Source organism: Geodermatophilus sp. CPCC 206100 (assembly GCF_048569675.1).
Classification (GTDB): Bacteria; Actinomycetota; Actinomycetes; order Mycobacteriales; family Geodermatophilaceae; genus Geodermatophilus.
In genome coordinates, this window is sequence record NZ_JAQISV010000019.1 from 17604 (window position 1) to 37723 (window position 20120).

Genomic DNA, 20120 nt, shown 5'->3' on the forward strand with positions numbered 1-20120 from the left:
GCCCCGGACGGGTGAGGGCCTCCGCGCAGGGCGGCCGGATCCGGCTCCGGCGCCCCTAGCATCGCCCTCGACGAGGCTCCGGGAACCGGCGGGATCCCGCCCGGTCCCCCGGCGCGGCCACGCCCGCACGGGGGTGCTCGGGCGACGAGCAGGGGGAAGCGACATGGAACTGCGCGACTACGTGGCCGCGCTCCGCCGTCAGTGGGCGGTGTGGGTCGGCGCGACCGTGCTCGGCGCGGTCCTCGGCGCGGTGGTGGTCACGGCCACCCCCTCGACCTACGAGGCCACCGCGCGGGTCTTCGTCTCCGTCTCGCCGTCCATCCCGAACAGCGCCGGCTTCGTCCAGCAGCGGATCAAGAGCTACCCGGACGTCGTCGCGAGCGAGTCGGTCCTCGCCCCGGTCATCGACGACCTGGACCTCGAGGAGTCCCTCGGCCAGCTGCGCGACCGCGTCCGGGCGACCAACCCGGCGGACACCTCGCAGGTCGAGATCACCGTCAGCGGCCGCGACCCGCAGGAGTCCGCAGACATCGCCGACGCCGTCGCCGAGCACCTCACCGTCGTGGTCGAGGAGCTGGAGACGCCCGCGTCGGGCAACGCCCCGGTGCGGCTCACCGTCACCGACCCCGCCGCGACGCCCACGACGGCGGTGGCTCCGGTGCCGCTGTTCGTCATCGGCCTCGGCCTGCTCCTGGGCCTGTTCCTGGGCCTGGCCGCCGCGGTGGTCCGCAGCCGCACGGATCCCGGCGTCCACACCTCGGAGGACGTGCGCGCCGCCTGGGGCGCCGACGTCGAGGTCCTCACCCGGCAGCCCGGGCGGGCCGGCCGCAGCGAGCTCGCCGGCTCCCCGGTGACCGTCCTGGCCCGGCGGCTGGAGCTGCGGGCCGAGGAAGCGCCGGTGCGCGCCGCCCTGCTGTGTCCCGCCGCCGAGGAGGTCCCGGCGATCCGCTCGCTCGCCGAGGAGCTCGCCGCCGAGCTGGAGCACCGCGGGGTGGACGCCGGGCCGTCCGGGGGCGCCCGCGTGCACCTCGAGGTCGCCGACCCGCTGGCCCCCGCGCGCGGGTGGCGGGAGCGGGCCGACCGCGGCGACACCGTGGTCCTCGTCCTGCCCGCCGGCCGGGTGGCCGCGGCCGAGCTCCGCGAGATGCGCACCATCCTCTCCGCCGCCGGCATCGACCCGCTGGCGATCGCCCTCGTCCCCCGCCACGGCGGGTCCCCGGCGCAGCCGGACGCGCCGGCGCCGGCCGACCCCGCGCCCGTCGTGGCACCGGCGGAGCCGCCGGTGGCCGCCGGGGCCCGCTCCCGCCGGTGATCCCGGCGCGGCCGTCTCCGCTGCGCGGGACCGGGACGCGGTACCTGATCGCGCTGCTCTTGGTCGCCGGCACCGTCGGCTGGCGGCGCGGCCAGTACTTCTCCGGCTCGCTGGACCCGGTGGTGCTCGCCAAGGCCGCACTCACGCTGCTCGCCGTCGTCCTGGCGCTGCTCGCGGCCGCGGCCGGACCGCGGCGGCGGCTGGGGACCGGGACGTGGTGGGCGGTCGCGCTGCTGCTCGGCAGCTCCGTCTTCGGCGCGCTGACCGCGGGCACCCTGCTCCCCGGGGTCGTGGTCGCGGCACGGGTGGCCGTCCTCGTCGTCGCCGTCACCTGCCTGCTGAGGACGGCGACGGTGCGCGAGACCGCGACCGCGCTGGCCGCCGCTTGCGGCACCGTCGGGCTGGTCGCCGCCCTCACCGGGCTGCCCGGCGCCGCGACCGGCCGGCTGGCGGGCGGGCTCCCCCCGCTCAGCCCCAACGAGCTGGCCCTGCTGGCCGGGATCGTCGTGCTCGTCGTCGCCTGGCTGGCCGTGCTGGAGCAGCCGCGGTGGTGGAGCGCGCCGGTCGTCGTCGCCGCGCTCGCCGTCGTGTGGGCGACCGGGTCGCGCACCGGCCTGCTCATGCTCCTGCTCGGGCTCGCCGTGGTGGTGGCCCACCTGCGGCGCCCGCCGGTCGGCCTGGTCGTCGGTGGCCTGGTCCTGGCGGCGGTCGCGACGGTGGCTGCGCTGACCACCGGCGTCCTCACCGGCTTCCTGGCCCGCGACGGGGCGGGGACCAGCACGCTGGAGTCCCGCTTCATCGCCTGGGACGCGGCCACCACGTGGGCGCAGAGCGGCTGGCAGCTGGTCTTCGGCGGCGGCCTGTCGGTCAAGGTCATCGCGGTCCGCGGGCAGTGGTGGGACGAGCAGCCGCTGGACAGCAGCTGGGTCTCCGCCCTCGTGCAGGCCGGCGTCCTCGGGCTGCTGGTCGCGGCGGGCTGGGCGGCCTGGGCGGTGCGCGGGGCGCTCCGGGCGCCCCGCACCCACCGGGCGCTGTTCCTCGGCCTGCTGGTGTTCCTGCTGGGCCGCAGCAGCGTGGAGAGCGGCCTGTTCGACGCGACGCCGGCGTTCCTGTGCCTGGTCGCCGTCTCGCTGCTGGCCGAGGGCGGGTCCCGCGAGCGGCTGCGGGAGGAGCTCGCCCCGGCTGCGGCGGCGCGGGAGGGGGAACCGGTCCGATGAGGGTGCTCCTGGACGCGTACTGGTGGGTGGACGGCCAGCCGTCGGGACGGCGGGTCGTCGACTCCTTCGTGCGCACCTGGGCCGCCGACCGGCCCGACGACGAGCTGACCGTGGCGGTGCCGCGCCGGCAGCTCCCCCAGGTGCGCGAGCTGGTGGGCGACCTGCCGGTCCGGATCGCGCCGGTGCGGCTGTCCCCGCACGGGGTCAGCGTGCTGACCGAGCTCGGGACGGCGGCCGACGCCGACGTCGTCCTCGCCCAGAACTTCACGCCGCTGCGGACGCGGGCGCTGCGGGCCACGTTCGTCCACGACCTGATGTTCGACGAGCACCCCGAGTTCTTCACCCGCCCGGAGCGGCTGTACTTCGCCGGCATGCCGTGGTCGGCGCGGCGGGCCGACCTGGTGCTCACCTCCACCCGCGCCGAGGCCGACCGCATCGCCCGCGTGCGCCCGGGCCTGGCCGACCGGGTGGTGCCGGTCGGGCTGAGCGTCCCGGAGTCCTTCCGCGGGCGCCGGGCCACCGACCCCGGGCTGGGGCTGGCACCCGGCGGCTTCCTGCTCTGCGTCGGCCGGCTCAACGCGCGCAAGAACACCGGCCGGCTGCTCGCCGCGGTCCTCGCCGAGGGCCTGGTGACCGCGGAGCGGCCGCTCGTCGTCGTCGGCGAACCCGACGGGCTCGCCGCCGCCGGGCACGACCCGGCCGACCCGCGGGTGCGCTTCGTCGGCGGGGTGGACGACGGCGCGCTCACCTGGCTCTACGAGAACTGCCGGCTGTTCGTCTTCCCGTCGCTCGACGAGGGCTTCGGGCTGCCCGTCGTCGAGGCCGCGCTGTCGGGCGCCCCGATGGCGCTCAGCGACATCCCCGCCTTCCGGGAGCTGGCCCCGGGCGCGGCGTTCTTCGACCCGCGGGATCCCGCCGCGATCGCCGCGGTGGTGCGGGCCGAGCTGGCCGGGCCGCCGAGCGCCAGCCCGGCGGTCGAGGTGCCGACGTGGAGCGAGGTGGTGGGCCGCATCCGCGCCGCCGTCGAGGAGCGACTAGCCCTCCGCTGAGCAGACGCCCCGGCGACACCGATGAGAACCGGCGTGCGCCATCGTCTCCCCTCCGACACCACGACGCCGGCGCGGGGACACGCTGCCGGGCCGACCAGCTGAGGAGCACGCCATGGGCGCCATCAAGGTGCACGAGTTCACCACCGTCGACGGGGTGGTCGACGCCCCCATGTGGACGGTCGACTACGGCTTTCCCGACGACCTGGCCGCGACCATCGGGGCGCTGACCGGCTCGGCGTCGGGCATCCTGCTCGGCCGCACCACCTTCGAGATGTTCGCGCCGGCCTGGTCGACCCGGACCGTGGAGGAGGACGAGGGCGCGCCGTTCTTCAACGACACCCGCAAGTACGTCGTCTCCTCCAGCCTGACCGACGCCGAGTCGGTGTGGCGCAACTCCACCGTCGTCGGCGGCTACGACGCCGACCGCCTGCGGACGCTCAAGCAGGAGGAGTCCGGGGACCTCTACGTCAGCGGCAGCGCCACGCTGGTGCGGGCCCTGCTGGCCGACGGCCTGGTCGACGAGCTGCACCTGTTCGTGTACCCGCTGGCGGTCGGGACCGGCATCCGGCTGTTCCCCGACGGCGCGCCCCGCACGCCGATGGCCCTCCTCGGGGCGGAGAGCCTGAGCAACGGGGTGGCGCACCTGACCTACGGCCCGGCGCCGGCCGCCGGCTGAACGGGGGCGGAGGGCCGGGCTCCCGCGGGGGTCCGGCCCTCCGCCGTCCCGTCAGGCCGGGACCGGCTCCGGGCGGACGACGACGACCGCACCGGCCATCGGGCGCAGCACGGCCTGCCGAACGGCGACCGCGACCAGCAGCGGGCCGACCGCCAGCACCAGGGGCGCCCAGACGACGCCGTCCGCCGCGACGGCGACCAGCACGACGACGGCCGCGAGCCCGACGCCCTCCAGCAGGCGCAGGGCCAGGACCAGGCGCTGCCGGCGGTGCACCGTCGCCATCGCGGAGTACGGCAGCAGCACGGCGCTGGCAACCGCGTAGGCCCCCCACCCGGCGACGGCGGCCGCGGGGACCGCGTAGGCGCCGCCGGTGAGCAGCGGCTCGACCAGCGGCCGCAGCGCCAGCGTGAGCAGGCCCAGCGCCGCGACGGCGCCGGCCAGCGCGCACACCGCGCGGTCCGCGGCGCGCAGCTGCTCGGCGGCCGGCCGGTCGCGGGTCGCGACCGAGTGCGGCAGCAGGAAGGAGCCGAGGCCGGTGACGAGGACGAGCGTGGGTGCGGTGTACACCCGCGCGGCCTCCAGGGGCCCGTAGGCCGCGGCACCGGCGAGGGCGACGACGGCCAGCCGCAGCCCGGTCAGCAGGGTCGGACGGACGGCCTGGGCGGCCGCCCGCCACACCCCGAAGTCCCAGACGGCCGCCAGGTCCGGCGCCCGCCAGGGGCCGTGCGGCCGCTCGTCCGCCGGCAGCCGCGCCCAGGCGACGGCTCCCGCGCCGGCCTGGCCGACGAGGAGGGCGAGGACGAACGACGTCAGGGTCAGCGGGCCCGTGGCGGCACAGGCGGCCAGGGTGCCGACGGCGAGCACCAGGCTCGTCCCGTCGACGGCGGGCAGGTCCCAGAACCGCCCGGTGGCCATGAGCAACCGGCGCAGCGTGTCCTCGAGGACGAAGGCGGTCCCGGCCAGCCCCAGGACCACGGCCCCGCCGAGGGGGACGACGCCCGTCGCGGCGCCCAGGACGGCGCCGGCGACGCCGGCGGTCCCGGCGACCGCCACGGCCCACACGTGCAGGCCGGCGCGGACGCCGGGGTCGTGCCGGTCGAGGACGGTGAGCGAGTCGCCGACCAGGCCGCTGACCAGGGCGGTGACCAGCACGACGGCGCCGTGGAGGAGGGCGAAGGTGGCCAGCCCCGCGGCGCCGAGCTCCCGGGCGGCGGCCACCGAGAGGACCAGGCCGGCAACGGCCTGGGTGACCTGACCGGCGACCGCGCCGGCGGCCGGCCGCCGGGCCAGCCGGAGCAGTCGGGTCATCGGACGATCCTCCCAACGCAGACGGGGCGGGCGGGAGAGCCGCCACCCCGGACGGGTGAGACGCACCGGGGCCGGCACCCCGCGAGGGGAGCCGGCCCCGGCACGGGGGTGCGATCAGCCGATCGCGGTGACGCCGAACGAGGTGACCCGGACGGCGGTGGCGGCGGTGGTGCTGCCGGGGCGGTGCGCCCCCAGGCCCACCGAGCCGGGCGCCTGCAGGGCCGCGGTCGTGTCGGTGCGGACCAGCTGCGCAGCGCCGGGCTCCGGGGCGTCGGCCGACCAGACGGTCGCCCGCACCTCGGTGCTGCCGCTGCCCGCCGTCTGCACCCGGACGCTCAGCGTGCCGCCCTCGGTGTAGGTCAGGCCGGGCACGACCAGCTCTCCGCCGGGGAAGGACTCCGTGCCGCCGGTGAGGCGGGACAGCGCGAGCCCGACCCTGCCGTCGGCCATCACCCGCACCCGGACCCGGTACTCCTCACCGCTGCCGACCCGCCGGCCGGTCACGTACACGTACGTGCCGTTGCCGGTCGGCATCGCCGACAGGGAGAACGAGGTGCGCACGTCGGTCGCCGTCTGGGCGACCCCGTCCAGGTACGCGGCGGTGTTGTTGCCGGCACCCGGCAGTGCCAGCTCGGCCACGCCCGGCGTCACCGACAGGCGGGGAGCGCCGGCCGACGCGACCCAGGCGCCGCCGGCGTCGGCCGTGCCCAGGCCGCCGGAGACGGTGCGCCCGAAGGCGTCACCGGCGAGGACCGTGGCAGCCGGCGGCGCGGTCACCTCCACCTGCTGGGTGGTGCTGCTGGTGGCGCCGCTGTCGTCGGTCACGGTGAGGGTCACCGGGTAGGTGCCCGCCGCGGCATAGGTGTGCGACGCGGTGCGACCGGTGGCGGGGACGCCGTCGCCGAAGTCCCACGCGTGGGCGGTGACGGAGCCGTCGGCGTCGGTCGAGGCGGCGCCGTCCACCGCGACGGTGAGCCCGTCGGCCGTGGCCGTGAAGGCCGCCACCGGGACCGCGTTCTCGACCGCCTCGGCACCCACGGCCAGCACGCGGAAACCGGTGACCCGGACCGTGGTCGCCGCCGTCGAGCCGCCCGGCCGGTGCGCGGCCAGGCCGAGCCCGCCCTCGGCCTGCAGGGCCGCGGTCGTGTCGGTGCGCACCAGTTGCGGCGCCGTCGGCTCCGCGGTGCCCTGCGTCCACGCCCAGGCCGCCACCTCGGTGGTGCCGGTGCCCGAGACCTGCACCCGGACGTCCAGCGTGCTGCCCGCGGTGTAGGTCAGGCCGGGGACGACGACCTCTCCGCCGGGGAAGGACTCCGCGCCGCCGGTGAGGCGGGACAGCCCCAGCCCGACCCTGCCGTCGGCCATCACGCGGACCCGGACCCGGTACTCCTCACCGCTGCCGACCCGCCGGCCGGTCACGTACACGTACGTGCCGTTGCCGGTCGGCATCGACGACAGCGAGAACGAGGTCAGGACGTCGGCGCTGGTCTGGGCGACCCCGCCGAGGTACGCGGCGGTGTTGTTGCCCGCGCCCGGCAGCGCCAGCTCGGCGGCACCGGGGGTCACCGACAGGCGGGGAGCCCCCACCGACGCCGTCCACGCGCCGCCGACGTCGGCCGAGCCCAGGCCGTTCTGCACGGTGCGGTTGAAGGTGTCCTTGGCGACGATGTCGCCGCTCACCGGGGCGGTCACCACGACCTGCTGCTCCGTGGTGGCGGGAGCGCCGTCGTCGTCGGTCACCGTGAGGCGCACCGCGTAGGTGCCGGCCGCCGCGTAGGTGTGCTCGGCGGTCGTCCCCGTGGCGGTGGCGCCGTCCCCGAAGTCCCAGGAGGAGGCGGCGACGGTGCCGTCGGCGTCGGCCGAGCCGGTGCCGTCGACGGCGAGCGTCAGGCCGTTGGCCGCGGTGGTGAAGGCCGCCGTCGGCGCCTGGTTCGGCGGCGCGGGGGCCACGGTCACCAGCCGGCTGGCCACGGCGGTCGCGCCGCGGTCGTCGGTGACGGTCAGCGTGACGACGTAGGTGCCGGCGCCCGCGTAGGCGTGGGTCACCGTGCGCCCGGTCGCCTTCCGGCCGTCGCCGAGGTCCCAGGCGTAGGAGGCGACGGTGCCGTCGGCGTCGGACGAGGCGCCCGCGTCGAGGGCGGCGGTCAGCTCGTCGGTGCTGCTGGCGAACCGGGCCGAGGGGGCGGCGTTGACCGGCTGGCCCGGGCCGGCCGCGGCGGCGTGCCCGGCGACCTGGGCCGCCGTGAGCGCGGTGCCGTACACCGCGACCTCGTCGATCCGGCCGGTGAAGGTGTCCACCCCGCCCATGCCCTTGTCGCTGCCGACCCGCAGGTAGCCGTTGTAGGCCTGCCCGGAGGTGACGTCGGTCCGCGAGCCGACCAGCGTGCCGTCGACGTAGAGCGCCATGCCCTTGCTGCTCATGCTCGCCGCGACGTGGTGCCACTTGCCGTCGTTGAAGGACGCGGTGCTGGTGACCGTCGTCGGCAGGTTCCAGAACAGGAACCGCACGTTGACGCCGAAGACGACCCGGCCGCGCGCGTCGAGGTAGACCTGGCGGTCGTAGGTCGAGCTCGCGCCGGTCTTGGCGGAGCCGAAGCCCATGATCCGCCCGCCGGTGGTGGAGCCGGTCTGGAACCACGCCTCCTGCGTGAAGGTGTTCGGCGCGGCGGTCGCGGTGCCCGTCGACAGGGTCGCCGCGGCGGTGCCGTTGAACTCGTAGGCGGTGTCCCGGTCGGCGGTGGCGCCCTCGACGCCGCGCTTGACGCCGGAGCCGACGGTCAGGGCGGCGCGGCCCTGCGCGTCGGCGGCCGTCGTCCCGGTGCCGGTCTCCCCCAGCCGCCAGTACGACTGCGGGTTGTCGGCGCGGACGGCGTCGGCGTAGCGCGGGCCCTGCGCAGCCGTGGGCGCGGCGACCTCCACGGCCGCCCAGCCGGTGGCGACCGTGTTGCCGAACGGGTCGGTGGCGACCACGCGGTAGCGCAGCGAGCCGCTGACGCCGGCCTCGGTGGCCGACATGGCCGGGCGGTTCCACCAGGTCGAGGCCTGCACCCGCTCGGCGACGGGGAGCTCGGCGCCCTCCCGCTCGACGCGGTAGGTGAGGGTGGCGTTGTCCTGGTCGCTGGTCGCCTTCCAGGAGACGGCGACCTGGCCGGGGGCCGGCGAGGTGGCGGTGGCGGTGAAGCCCTCGGCGCTCGGGCCGACCCGGTTGGGGGCGCTGCCCGGCACCGCGTAGCGGACCAGGCCCTGCTGCCCGACGCCGTTGACCCGCGGGAACTCGCCGGCGTAGACGAGGTACTCACCGTTGCCGGTGACGTGCCAGCCGGCCTGGCCCTGGCCGGTGGTGGTGCCCGGCGTCATCGTCGGGAACCAGGCCAGTTGGGTGCCGGCCGGCTTGCCGCGGAAGTTGCCGTTGGCGAGCGTGCTGTTCCCGACCTTGCCGGTGGCCGCGGTGCTGTAGGCACTGGCGAACTTGTGCACCCGCGGGTTCTGCTCGGGGAAGCCGCCGATGTTGCCGCAGTCGTGGGTGTGGCTGGCGACGTAGAGCGCGCCGTTCATGGCGTAGCTCGAGTAGGTGTCACCGCGGCACTCGTTGACCTCGATGACCGTGCCGCCGTCGGCCGCCACCGCGAACGAGCCCTCGAGGTTGCCGGGCCCGTAGTAGTCGTAGGCGGTGCCGTACACGACGTCGCCGTCGGTGGAGAGGCTGTAGACGGCGGAGTTGACGCCCTGGTTGGTGATCAGCTGGTTGATCGCGAACGCCCGGTTCTCGCCGGTGACCGGGTCGAGCGCGGCGACGCCGGTGGCCTTGCGGCCGTTCATGGAGTCGAACCGGCCGGCGGCGACGACCTGGTCGCCCCCGCCGGTGACCACGAGGGAGAGGACGGCGTCGCTGGTCCCCTTGGCGCCGTTGCTGTTGCCCGCGGTGGAGCCCACGCCGGGCACCGGGGCCCAGGGCAGCAGCCCGCCGTCGGAGGCGCGCACGGCGGCCAGCCGGGACCGGCTGACGCCGCCCACGGCGGTGATGCTGCCGCCGAGGTAGACGGTGTCGTCGGTGGCGGCGATGGCCCGGACCTGGCTGTTGATGCTCGGCTTCCAGGTGGTCACCAGGCTGCCGCTGGCCGTGTCGAACGCGGCCACCCGGCGCCGGACCTGGCCGTCGACCTCGGTGAAGTCACCGCCGACGTAGATCCGCTCGCCGTCCGGCGAGGCCGTGACCGTGAGCACCTGGCCGTTGAGCTTCGGCGCGAACGAGGTGATCAGCTCGCCGGTGCGGATGTCGTAGGCGAGCAGGTTCGCCCGCGGCGTCTCCCGCGTGCCCGCGGCGGCGCCGGCCGGGCGGGCGGTGCTGAAGGCCCCGCCGACGTAGACGGTGTTGCCGACGACGGCCTGCGACCAGGCGACGCCGTTGATCTGGACGGTGGGCAGCGCGTCGGCGCTGACCGTCGTCGGTGACGCGGCGGAGACCTGCCCCGCCGGGGCCGTGTCGGCCGATGCCGCGGCCGGCGGGAGCAGGCTGAAGACGCCCGCTCCCAGTGCCACGGTGACCAGTCCGGACAGGACCCGCTTCGGCGCAGGCGCCGTCGATGTGCTCATGCCGTTCCCCCAGGTCTCGACCGCCCACCACGGCATGCGATGGGCGTGTACCGAGAGTGACCATGACACGAGGCTCTGACCTGCAGGTACACCCGATCCGGTGACGGGCCGTGTTGATCCCCCCACCGAGGGGGGTGTAGATGACGGAACGTGAGCGGGGAGCGACGGTCGGCGAGATGCCGGCCGTCGCTCCCCGCGATCAGCGCCCTGGGGTCACCGCACCTCGGTCACCGCGAACCGGGGGACGCGGACCGTGGTGGCGGCGGTGGTGCCGCCGGGCCGGTGCACGGCCAGGCCGACGCTCCCGGGCGCCTGCAGGGCGGCGGTGGTGTCGGTGCGGACCAGCTGCGGCGCCGGCTCGGCCGACCCCTCGGCCCACACCGCGCCGGTGACCTGCGTGGTGCCCGTGCCGGTGACCTGCACCCGGACGTTGAGGACCGCGCCCGGCGACCAGGTCACCCCGGTCACCACGACCTCCCCACCCGGGAAGGACTCGCCACCGGACAGCCGGGACAGCGCCAGCCCGACCTTGCCGTCGGCCATCACCCGCACCCGCACCCGGTACTCCTGGTTGGCACCCACCCGCCGGCCGGTCACGTACACGTACGTGCCCGTCCCGGTCGGCGCCGCGCTCAGCGTGAACGACGTCCGCACGTCGGCCGCCGTCTGCGCCACCTCACCCAGGAACGCCGCGGTGTTGTTGCCCGCACCCGGCAGCCCGAACTCCGCGGCACCCGGGGTCACCGACAGGCGGGTGGCGCCCACCGACGCCGTCCACGCCCCACCGACCTCGGCCGAACCCAGCCCGTTGGTCGCGGTGCGCCCGAAGGCGTCCTGCGCCAGCACCTGCGGGCCGGCCGTCGGCGCCACGGTCACCTGGCGGGTGGTGGTCGTCCGGGCGCCGTCGTCGTCGGTGACGGTCAGCTGCACGGTGTACGTGCCGGCCTTCGGGTAGGCGTGCGACGCCGTTCCGCCCGTGCCGGACGAGCCGTCGCCGAAGTCCCACGCGTGGGACGCGACCGTGCCGTCGGCGTCGGCCGAGGCCGTGCCGTCCACGCGGGCGACCAGGCCGGTCGCGGCCGCCGTGAACGCGGCGGTCGGCGGCTGGTTGGGCACGGGGGCGGTGACGGTCACCGGTTGGGTCACCGTCCCGGTGGCACCGGCGGAGTCGGTCACCGTCAGGCGCACCGAGTACGTGCCCGGGCGGCTGTAGGCGTGCTGCACCGTGGCGCCGGTGCCGGTGGTGCCGTCACCGAACGACCAGCTGTGGCTGCGGATCGTCCCGTCCACGTCGGACGAGGCCCGCCCGTCGAAGGACGCCGTCAGGTCGGTGACCGACGAGCCGAACACCGCGGCCGGAGCCCGGTTCGCGGCGACGCCGGACCGGCCCACGTCGTGGTGGGTGCGGACCTGGGCGGCGCTCAGCGGCGTGCCGTAGACCGCCACCTCGTCGAGCCGGCCGGTGAACCAGTCGGTGTTGCCGGTCCACCGGCCGTCGCCACCGAACCGCCACGCCCCGCGGAAGTCCTGCCCGCCGGTCGCGTCGGTGCGCGACCCGACCAGCCGGCCGTCGACGTAGAGAGCCATGCCCGCCGGGCCCAGGGTCGCGACGACGTGGTGCCACGCACCGTCGTTGTACGAGCCGGGGCTCGCGACGGTCGCCACCCAGCCCGGCCAGACCGAGAAGAGCACGTGACCGGCGGTGTCCAGGTGGAGCATCCGGTCGTGGGCGCCGCCGTTGAGGCCGGTCTCGACGTCGCTGAAGTCGAGCAGCACCCCGCCGTCCACGGAGCGGGTGCTGAACCAGGTCTCCACGCTCATCGTGTTCGGCGCCGGACCGCGGGTGGACATGGCGCCGGTGCCCTTCACCGTGCCGTTGAAGGCGGCCGACGCGCCCGGGGTCCCGGCGGTCGCCCCGGTGCCGCCCTGGGTCACGCCCGACCCGAACAGCAGGTCGTCGACGCCGACCTGGTCGACCGAGCGACCGGTGCCGGCCGCGTCGTCGAGGCGCCAGTAGTGCTGCGGCGAGTCGGCGAGCACGGTGGCGGCGTAGGCGGAGCCGGCCGGAGCCGCGGCAGCGACGGTGACCGGGACGGAGTTGCCGGATGCGGTGTTGCCGAACGGGTCGACCGCGGTGACCTTGTAGTTGTAGGTCTGACCGGGGACGACGTCGCGGTCGGTGAAGCCGAGCGCCGGGCGGTCCCACCACGTCGAGTCGGCCGTGGTCGAGTAGATCGTCTGGCCCGGCCGGTCGGCCCGCGTGACGCGGTAGGTCAGCCTGACGTTGTCGGGGTCCGAGGTGGCCCGCCAGACCACCCGGACGGCACCGGCCGTGGGCGAGGTGACCGACGGCGTCAGCACGGGCCCGAAGTCCGGTCCCACCTTGTTCGGGGCCGACGACGGGACGGCGAAGCGCACCAGGCCCTGCTGCGCCACGCCGCCGACCCGCGGGAACTCCCCGCCGTAGACGGCGTAGGTGCCGTTGCCCGAGACGCTCCACGTGGCCTGGTTCTGCTGGGTGAACGTCCCGGCGGCGAAGCTCGGGAACCAGGCGAGCGGGGCCGGGGCGGGCTTGCCCTGCCACGAACCGCCGTACAGGCGCGAGCTGGTGCCCGAGCCGGCGGGCGCCACCGACAGCGCCATGGCGAACTTGTTGACCCTCGGGGACTGCTCGGGGAACCCGCCGATCTCGCCGCACTGGTGCGGGTGGCCGGCGTGGTAGAGCGCGCCGTTCATCGGGAAGCTGGCGTAGGTGTCGCCGTAGCAGTTGCTCACCCAGTTGATGGCGCCGTCCGAGGCGCGCACCGAGAAGGAGCCCTCGAGGTTGCCCGGGCCCCAGTAGTCGTAGGCGGTGCCGAACACGTTCGCGCCGTCGGTGGAGAGGCTGTAGACGGCGGAGTTGATGCCCTGGTTGGTGAGCACCGTGTTGACGGCGTAGCCGCGGTTCGCGCCGGTGACCGGGTCCAGCGCGGTGACGCCGGTGGCCCGGACGCCGCCCATGGTGTCCCAGCGGCCGGCAGCGACGACCTGCGACCCACCCCCGGTGACGACCAGGGCCATGGCGGTGTTGCTCGTGGCCCGGTTCCCGTCCCGGTTGAACTCGGAGGGGCCCACCCCGGGCACCGGGGCCCACGGGAGCAGGCCGCCGTCGGAGGCACGGACCGCGGCCAGCCGGGTCCGGCTCACCGGGCCCACCGCGGTGAGGCTGCCGCCGAAGTAGACGGTGTCGTTCGTGGCGGCCAGCGCCCGCACCTGGCCGTTGGCGCTGGGCGCCCAGTTGCCCACGAGCGCGCCGGTGCGGGTGTCGTAGGCGGCGATCCGGTTGCGCACCTGGCCGTTGGCCCGGGTGAAGTCACCGCCGACGTAGAGCCGTGTGCCGTCGGGCGAGGCGGCGACCACCATCGCCTGGGCGTTGAGGTCCGGCGCGAACGACGTCACCAGCGCGCCGGTGCGGATGTCGTAGGCCAGCAGGTTGTTGCGCACCGTCTCCTGCGTCCCGAGCGCCGCTCCCGCCGGGCGGGCGCGCCCGAACTTGCCAGCGGCGTAGACGGTGTTGCCGACGACCACCTGCGACCAGACGACGCCGTCCACCTGCACGGTGGGCAGCGGGTCGGCCGCGACCGTGGCCGGGTTGGTCGGCGACGGGACCGCGGGCGCGGAGTCCGCCGCCGCCGTCCCCGGGGCCAGGAAGGCCAGACCCCCGGCCATCAGCAGCGCACTGAGCGCACCCGCCACCACCCGCTTCGGCGCAGCCGAAGACCGTTCCCCCATGAGGTGCTCCCCGTGTGTCTTGCCCGTGTCCGCCGCCCCGATGGGGGCGAGCGCCGAACACTAAGCGTGACGAAGGAGGCCGGACCAGGGTGATCACCCCGCCCGATCCGGTGACGACCAGGACGTTCGTGCAGGTCAGAGGCGGATCGTGCTCACGCACCGTGAGGACCGCCAGCACCCCCTCCGGGTGAGATCCGGGCCCGGACGCACACCGGCCCCCGTCCCGCGCCGGGTGGCGGGGACGGGGGCCGGGAGGCGAGGTGCAGCGGTCAGGGAGCGGTGCCGGTGAACAGCAGCAGCGGTGCGCCGGCCTGGTAGCCGACCTCGACGGTCACCTGGTCGCGGGCGTCGGACGGGACGCTGAACACGTACACCCCGTCGGCGGACTCCCCCGGCTGCACCATGGCGTCGAAGGCCCGCTGGGACTCGTCGTCCAGCGGGGAGGCGGGCGTGCGGTCGGGGCCGTGCGACACGTTGACGGCCACGCCGCCCAGGGAGACCGCCTCCTCGGTGCCGTTCTCGATCCGGACGGTCACCCGCAGCGCCGGGCCGGCGATGTTGCCCGGGCCGACCGCGGTCCCGTCGATCGCCTCGAGGTCGGCGATGCGCGCGACCACCCCGTTGCCCACGGCGGCCGGCTCGTCGAGGGCCACCTCCGGCAGGGCCGCCGGGGGCTCGTCGACGTCCTCGGTCGGGCCGGTCGGCTCGGGGGTGGGCAGCGGCGCGGGTGCGGTCGCACCGGCCGACGGCGCGGTCGGGGTGGCGGCGGCTGCCGTGCCGTCGCCCTCCCCACCGGAGAGGGCGAGCAGGACGCCCACCACGGCGGCGACCAGGACGACGACCGCGGCGGCGACCAGCAGCCGGCGGCGCGTGGACGGCGCGGGCGGCGCCTCAGGGGACATCGTGGTCATCGGGTCGTCCTTCGTGTCGGAGGTGCTCATCGGGACAGCCGGCCGATCTCGCCGAACCACTTGACGCAGGCCAGGGCGAGATAGCCGGCCGTGGCCACGAAGAGCAGCGAGTAGGCGGGGAAGAAGACGGCCGGGGCGCCCAGCAGGACGAACACCCAGCACAGCAGGCCGTAGTCGGTGGGCACGACCAGCAGGGAGCGCAGCACGCTGGGCCGCTCGGCGGTGCGCTGGGCACGGGTCACCGCGCCGTGCCGCTCCCGGAGGGCCTCGTTGAGCATGGTGCCGAAGAACAGCACGGCGGCCACGACGCAGAAGCCCAGCGGCACGAGCAGCAGCGGGCCGTCCACCGTCCCGGCCCGGTAGAGGGAGACGAGGACGGCGAGGTGCAGGCTCGAGGTCTTCGCGGCGTCCACCATGTGGTCCAGCCACTCGCCGGCCGGCGAGCCGCCGCCGCGCAGCCGGGCCAGCTGACCGTCGGCGGAGTCGAACGCGTAGCCGACCGCCAGGCACGCCGACACCGCGATCCCGGTGAGCCAACCCGGGCGGGCGAGTGCCAGGACGGCGATGCCGGTGGCCGTGAAGGCGGCGCTGATCCCGGTGACGGCGTTCGGCGTGAGCCGCGTGGGAGCGGCCAGGGCGGCCACCAGCCGACCCAGCCGCCGGTTGACGAAGCGGGAGTAGGCCGGCGCGCCCTGGGCGCCCTTCTGCGCGCTCCCCAGGCGGCGGAGGGCATCGGCCACCCCGGTGACGGGTGCCGGGGCCGGCCGCACGGTGGCGGTCACTGCTGCCCTGCCAGCGTGCGCTCCGCCTCGGGCGCGGCGGCCGGAGCGGGCACGGGCGCGAGCGCACCCTCCCCCGCCGCCGGCCCGTCCAGCGGCCCGGCCCACGCCGGCGGCGCGTCTGCGGCGGTCGGCCTCCGGCGCCCGGAGGGCCGGCGGCGCGGGAAGCGGCGCTCGGCCAGGGCCCGGGCCAGCTCCTCGTACCCGGCGGCCACCTGGTCCCAGTCGTAGCCGCCGGCGAGCTCGCGGGCCCGCACCCCGGCGCGGGCCACGCCCGCGGGGTCGGCCTCGACCTCGACCACGTGCCGCGCGACGTCGGCCGGCGTCCGGAAGTAGCGGCCGGCGTCGGCCACGACCTCCCGGTTGAAGTCGACGTCGAAGGCGGTGACCGCCGCACCGGCGCCGATGGCCCGCAGCAGCGAGGGGTTGGTGCCCCCGACCGAGTGCCCGTGCAGGTAGGTGCAGCAGTTGGCGTAGAGCTGGTCGAGCAGCAGCTGGTCCCACACGCCGCCCAGGAAGCGGACCCGCCCGTCGGCGAGCCCGTGCACCCGGCGGGTGTAGGCGTCGGCGTAGGGGGCGGAGCCCACGACCACCAGGGGCTTGGTGGCGGTGCTGGCCGCGTAGCCCTCGACGATCAGGTCGACGTGGTTCTCCGGCTCGAAGCGGGCGACGACCAGGTGGTATCCGCCCGGCTCGAGGCCCAGCTCGGCGAGGCGGTCGGCGCCCGGCTCGATGCGCGGCGCCCCGTAGGTGAGCAGGGTCGTCGGGGCGGCGAAGGCGTCGCGGTAGTAGTCGGCGATGCCCTGGGCGTCGGCGATGAGGGCGTCGGACCAGCGGACGGCGAGCGCCTCGGCGACCCGGTAGTACCGCCGTCCCGTCGGGCCCCACTTGGCCCGCTTCCACTCCAGGCCGTCCACGTGGGTGGCGACCGGGATGCGTGCGGCACGCAGCGCCGGCAGCAGCGGCGAGTTGGCCGCGTTGAACACGAACGCCGCGTCCGTGCGGTGGGTGAGCAGGTGGCGCACCGACAGCGCGCTGTGGCTCAGGGTCTCCAGCGCGCGCCTGCGGGCTGCGGGCAGGTGCACCAGCTCCATGCCGAGGTGCTCGGCCGGCGGCGGCCCCTCCTGCCCGGGCGTCGTCCGGCAGTACACGACGACGCGGTGCCCGCGGTCGGCGAGGCGCCGTCCGACCTCCTCGACGGCGGTCTCGAAGCCGCCGTACCGGGCGGGCACACCGCGGGTGCCCACCATGGCGATGCTGAGGGCGTCCACCCTGGCCTCCTGTCCCTGCGTCCGAGCAGACGGCGGGGACCCGCGCGGGACGCACGGGAGCCGTCGGCTCGCAGGGAGCATCGGCGCTGGTCACCCGGTCGTGGAGCGCTGAGCGGGAGCCCTCACCCGCAAGGGTCACCCAGGACTGGGGGTGCTCATCAGTAGGCGCCGGAGCGGCTGAGCACGGCGCGGGCCGTCTTGGCGAGGATCAGCGTGTCCATCGCCAGGGACCAGTTCTCCACGTAGCGCAGGTCCAGGCGGACGGCCTCCTCCCACGGCAGGTCGCTGCGGCCGGAGATCTGCCAGAGCCCGGTGAGCCCCGGCTTGACCAGCAGCCGGCGGCTGACCGAGGTGTCGTACCGGGCCACCTCGCCCGGGAGCGGCGGCCGCGGTCCGACCAGCGACATGGAGCCGCCGAGGACGTTGAACAGCTGCGGCAGCTCGTCCAGCGACAGCCGGCGCAGCAGCCGGCCGACCGCGGTGACCCGCGGGTCGACCTTCATCTTGAACAGCAGCCCGTCGGAGATGTTGTCCGCCCGCAGCGCGTCGACCTGCCGGTCGGCGCCGACGACCATGCTGCGGAACTTGAGCATCGTGAACGCCTGCCCGTTCACCCCCACCCGCTCCTGGCGGTAGAGCACCGGACCCGGGCTGGTGGCCGTGACCGCCACCGCGATGCCCAGCAGGAGCGGGGCCAGGACGACGATCGCCAGCGCCGCGGCGACGCGGTCGAGGGTGCCCTTGACCACCCGCTGCCACCCAGCGAAGCGCGGCTGCTCGACGGTGAGCAGCGGCAGCCCCTCCAGCGGGCGGATGTGCAGGCGCGGGCCGGCGACCTCCACCAGGCCCGGCGCCACCAGCAGCTCGATGCCCGTGCCCTCCAGCTGCCAGGACAGCCGGCGCAGGTACTCGGCGGCGGTCTCGCTGGCCGAGGTCACCGCGATGGTGTCCGCGCCGTGCTCGGCGGCGACGGCGAGGACGTCGTCCAGCCCGCCCACGGGGACGCCGGCCACCCCCCGCACGCGGTTGCGGTCGTCGGGGGTCACGCACAGCGCGACGACGTCCATGCCGGCGTAGTGCTCCCGGCGGACCCGGTCGACCAGCTCGAGGACGGCGGTCCCGCGGCCGACGACGACCACCCGCTTGGTGCACCAGCCGCGCGTGCGCAGCCGGCGCAGCACGCACCGGGCCGTGACGCGGCTCAGCAGGGTGACGACGGTCAGCGCCGGCACGGCCCCGACCACCAGCTCGCGGCCGAGGTCGACGCCGGTGGCGTAGGTGAGGAAGCCGAGGACGGCGAGGAGCGCGAACCCGGCCTTGCCGACCGCGCGGTACTCGTCGCTGCCGGTGCCGAAGACCCGTTCGGAGTGGGCGCCCTCGGCGTGCAGCAGGACCGGCCACGCCAGGACCAGGGCCGCGACGACCCAGGGCAGCGGAACGCTGGTGGACCAGGTCTCCGGGCGGCCGGCCAGGACGATCAGCCCGGCGCCGGCGGCGGCGAGGACCTCGACGGCGGTGAGGGCCAGCGAGTAGCGGCCGACCCAGGCCGGCGTGCCGGCCTGCGGTCGTGGTGGCGCGGTCCGGACCTGGACGGCCGCAGCCGATCCCAGTCGGACCCTGGTGTGGTCGAGTAGCACGGTTCCCCCCGGACGCGCGTGACGGTGCGTAGCCGGGACGTCGGCTCAGGGGGTGGTGTCCGGCCCTCGACGGGCCGTTCCCCCTGGGCACAACGGCCCGACACCGCAGTCACCATCACAGGCTGTGACGATCGGGGTCAACGCGCCAGAGGCGTGTTCACCCCTACGGGAGGACGGGTCACCTGTTGGGGGACGCCCGGTGACGCGCCGTCAGGTGCGGGGGTGGACGAGGTTCTGCGCCGCCTCGAGCCCGACGCCCAGGAGTTCCTCGGTGGCGTCGGCCGCCTCGGCGAGCAGCAGGTCGAGCTCCTTGCGCTCGGTCGCCGAGAAGTCCTTGAGCACGAAGTCGGCGGGGTCCTGCCGGCCGGGCGGGCGGCCGATGCCGACGCGCACCCGCAGGTACTCCCTGGTCCCGGTGGACCGGGAGATCGACCGCAGGCCGTTGTGGCCGCCCTCGCCGCCGCCGCGCTTGAGCCGCACGGTGGCGAAGGGGATGTCGAGCTCGTCGTGCAGCACGACCAGGTCGGTGACCGGGATCGAGTGGTAGTCGAGCAGCCCGCGCACCGGCCCGCCCGACTCGTTCATGTAGCTCGTCGGCTGCGCGAGGACGACCCGGCGGCCGGCGAGCCGGCCCTCGCCGATGAGCGTCCGGGCCCGCTTGCCCTTGCCCGGGGACAGCTTCACCCCGGCGCGGGCGGCGAGCTCGTCGAGCACCATCGCGCCGACGTTGTGCCGGTTGCCCGCGTAGGAGGGGCCGGGGTTGCCCAGGCCCACGACGAGGAAGGGGCCCTCGGACACGGCCGCAGGGGCGCCGGCGTCGCCGGCGCCCCTGCGGGTCGTGCTCTCGGTCAGGGCTGGACGCCGGTGTTCTCGCCGGCGTCGGCCGGAACGGCACCCTCGATGTCGGAGGTGGCCTCCTCGGCGGACTCGGCGGACTCCTCGCGCTCGATGCCGGCCTCGGCCTCGGCGGCCTCCAGCTCGGCCTCGAGGGCCTCGGCGGTGGGGGCACCCAGGAAGCCGATGACGAGGGCCTCGGCGTCGGTGACCAGCGTCGCGCCGCGCGGCAGCACCAGGTCGCCGGCGGTGATGTTCTGACCCGCGGTCCGCCCGGTGACGTCCACCTCGATGGTGTCGGGCAGGTTGGTGGCGTCCGCCTCGATGGAGACGGTGTTCAGCTGGTGGTTCGGGATGGCGTCCACGCCCGGCTCGCCGACGACGACGATCGGGACGTCGACGGTGGTCCGCTCACCGCGGCGCACGAGCAGCAGGTCGACGTGCTCGTGCTGGCGGGTCAGCGGGTCGCGCTGGACGGCCTTGGTGAGGGCCAGCTGCTCGTTGCCGTCGAGCACGACGGTCAGCAGCGCGTTGGTGCCGCCGTTGCGCAGCGCCGCGGCGAACTCGCGGGCCGGCAGGGACAGGTGGACGACGTCCTGGCCGTGCCCGTAGAGGACGGCGGGGATGCGGCCGGCCCGGCGGGTGCGGCGGGCGCCGCCCTTGCCGAACTCGGTGCGGGTCTCGGCGACGAGGCGGTAGTCAGCCACGGTGGTGTGCTCCTCGGGAGGTGGATCTGGGTCTGGAGCCGGCACACGGCGCGGC

13 protein-coding genes are annotated in these 20120 nt (G+C 75.9%); 4 read left to right on the plus strand and 9 right to left on the minus strand.

Annotated elements, in window-relative coordinates; translation table 11 throughout:
- Nucleotides 1–163 precede the first annotated feature (163 nt).
- From PGN05_RS10945 to PGN05_RS10960, 4 genes are all read left to right on the plus strand, one after another.
- On the plus strand, nt 164–1312 hold the full coding sequence (locus PGN05_RS10945; RefSeq protein WP_419752568.1) for a YveK family protein: 1149 nt from the start codon (nt 164–166) through the stop codon (nt 1310–1312).
- Nucleotides 1309–2529 (plus strand): hypothetical protein, encoded by a 1221-nt coding sequence (locus PGN05_RS10950; protein WP_419752569.1) that lies wholly within the window; start codon nt 1309–1311, stop codon nt 2527–2529. The genes PGN05_RS10945 and PGN05_RS10950 overlap by 4 nt, the downstream gene beginning before the upstream one ends.
- Complete coding sequence (locus tag PGN05_RS10955; RefSeq protein WP_419752570.1) at nt 2526–3578, plus strand: glycosyltransferase family 4 protein; 1053 nt, start codon at nt 2526–2528, stop codon at nt 3576–3578. The genes PGN05_RS10950 and PGN05_RS10955 overlap by 4 nt, the downstream gene beginning before the upstream one ends.
- Nucleotides 3579–3690: 112 nt before the next feature.
- Nucleotides 3691–4254: a dihydrofolate reductase family protein gene (locus PGN05_RS10960; protein WP_419752571.1), complete on the plus strand. Its 564-nt coding sequence runs from the start codon at nt 3691–3693 to the stop codon at nt 4252–4254.
- 51 nt (nt 4255–4305) lie between these two features.
- Here PGN05_RS10960 and PGN05_RS10965 read toward each other — a convergent pair whose 3' ends face one another.
- The 9 genes from PGN05_RS10965 to PGN05_RS11005 form a co-directional block, all read right to left on the minus strand.
- Nucleotides 4306–5562, minus strand: coding sequence for a hypothetical protein (locus PGN05_RS10965; RefSeq protein ID WP_419752572.1), 1257 nt, complete (start codon nt 5560–5562; stop codon nt 4306–4308).
- 114 nt (nt 5563–5676) lie between these two features.
- Nucleotides 5677–10155, minus strand: coding sequence for a PKD domain-containing protein (locus tag PGN05_RS10970; RefSeq protein WP_419752573.1), 4479 nt, complete (start codon nt 10153–10155; stop codon nt 5677–5679).
- Nucleotides 10156–10368: 213 nt separating this feature from the next.
- Nucleotides 10369–13926 carry a PKD domain-containing protein gene (locus PGN05_RS10975; protein WP_419752574.1) on the minus strand — a complete coding sequence of 1186 codons (3558 nt, stop codon included), beginning with the start codon at nt 13924–13926 and terminating at the stop codon, nt 10369–10371.
- Between the two features lie 269 nt (nt 13927–14195).
- On the minus strand, nt 14196–14867 hold the full coding sequence (locus PGN05_RS10980) for a hypothetical protein (RefSeq protein WP_419752575.1): 672 nt from the start codon (nt 14865–14867) through the stop codon (nt 14196–14198).
- Nucleotides 14864–15619, minus strand: a complete 756-nt coding sequence (locus tag PGN05_RS10985) for a CDP-alcohol phosphatidyltransferase family protein (RefSeq protein WP_419752576.1) — start codon at nt 15617–15619, stop codon at nt 14864–14866. Before PGN05_RS10985 ends, PGN05_RS10980 begins: the two co-directional genes overlap by 4 nt.
- Entirely contained in the window at nt 15616–16887 is a 1272-nt protein-coding gene (locus PGN05_RS10990; RefSeq protein ID WP_419752577.1) for a DUF1972 domain-containing protein, read from the minus strand. Before PGN05_RS10990 ends, PGN05_RS10985 begins: the two co-directional genes overlap by 4 nt.
- A gap of 158 nt (nt 16888–17045) precedes the next feature.
- Nucleotides 17046–18524 carry a sugar transferase gene (locus tag PGN05_RS10995; RefSeq protein WP_419752578.1) on the minus strand — a complete coding sequence of 493 codons (1479 nt, stop codon included), beginning with the start codon at nt 18522–18524 and terminating at the stop codon, nt 17046–17048.
- Between the two features lie 210 nt (nt 18525–18734).
- On the minus strand, nt 18735–19322 hold the full coding sequence (pth, locus tag PGN05_RS11000; protein WP_419752579.1) for an aminoacyl-tRNA hydrolase: 588 nt from the start codon (nt 19320–19322) through the stop codon (nt 18735–18737).
- A gap of 50 nt (nt 19323–19372) precedes the next feature.
- Entirely contained in the window at nt 19373–20065 is a 693-nt protein-coding gene (locus PGN05_RS11005; RefSeq protein ID WP_419752580.1) for a 50S ribosomal protein L25/general stress protein Ctc, read from the minus strand.
- Nucleotides 20066–20120 lie beyond the last annotated feature (55 nt).

Coding starts and splice junctions, on each gene's coding strand:
- PGN05_RS10970 (WP_419752573.1), bottom strand. CDS start 10,155: ATGAGCACATCGACGGCGCCTGCGCCGAAGCGGGTCCTGTCCGGACTG.
- PGN05_RS10975 (WP_419752574.1), bottom strand. CDS start 13,926: ATGGGGGAACGGTCTTCGGCTGCGCCGAAGCGGGTGGTGGCGGGTGCG.
- PGN05_RS10965 (WP_419752572.1), bottom strand. CDS start 5,562: ATGACCCGACTGCTCCGGCTGGCCCGGCGGCCGGCCGCCGGCGCGGTC.
- PGN05_RS10945 (WP_419752568.1), top strand. CDS start 164: ATGGAACTGCGCGACTACGTGGCCGCGCTCCGCCGTCAGTGGGCGGTG.
- PGN05_RS10960 (WP_419752571.1), top strand. CDS start 3,691: ATGGGCGCCATCAAGGTGCACGAGTTCACCACCGTCGACGGGGTGGTC.
- PGN05_RS10955 (WP_419752570.1), top strand. CDS start 2,526: ATGAGGGTGCTCCTGGACGCGTACTGGTGGGTGGACGGCCAGCCGTCG.
- PGN05_RS10980 (WP_419752575.1), bottom strand. CDS start 14,867: ATGAGCACCTCCGACACGAAGGACGACCCGATGACCACGATGTCCCCT.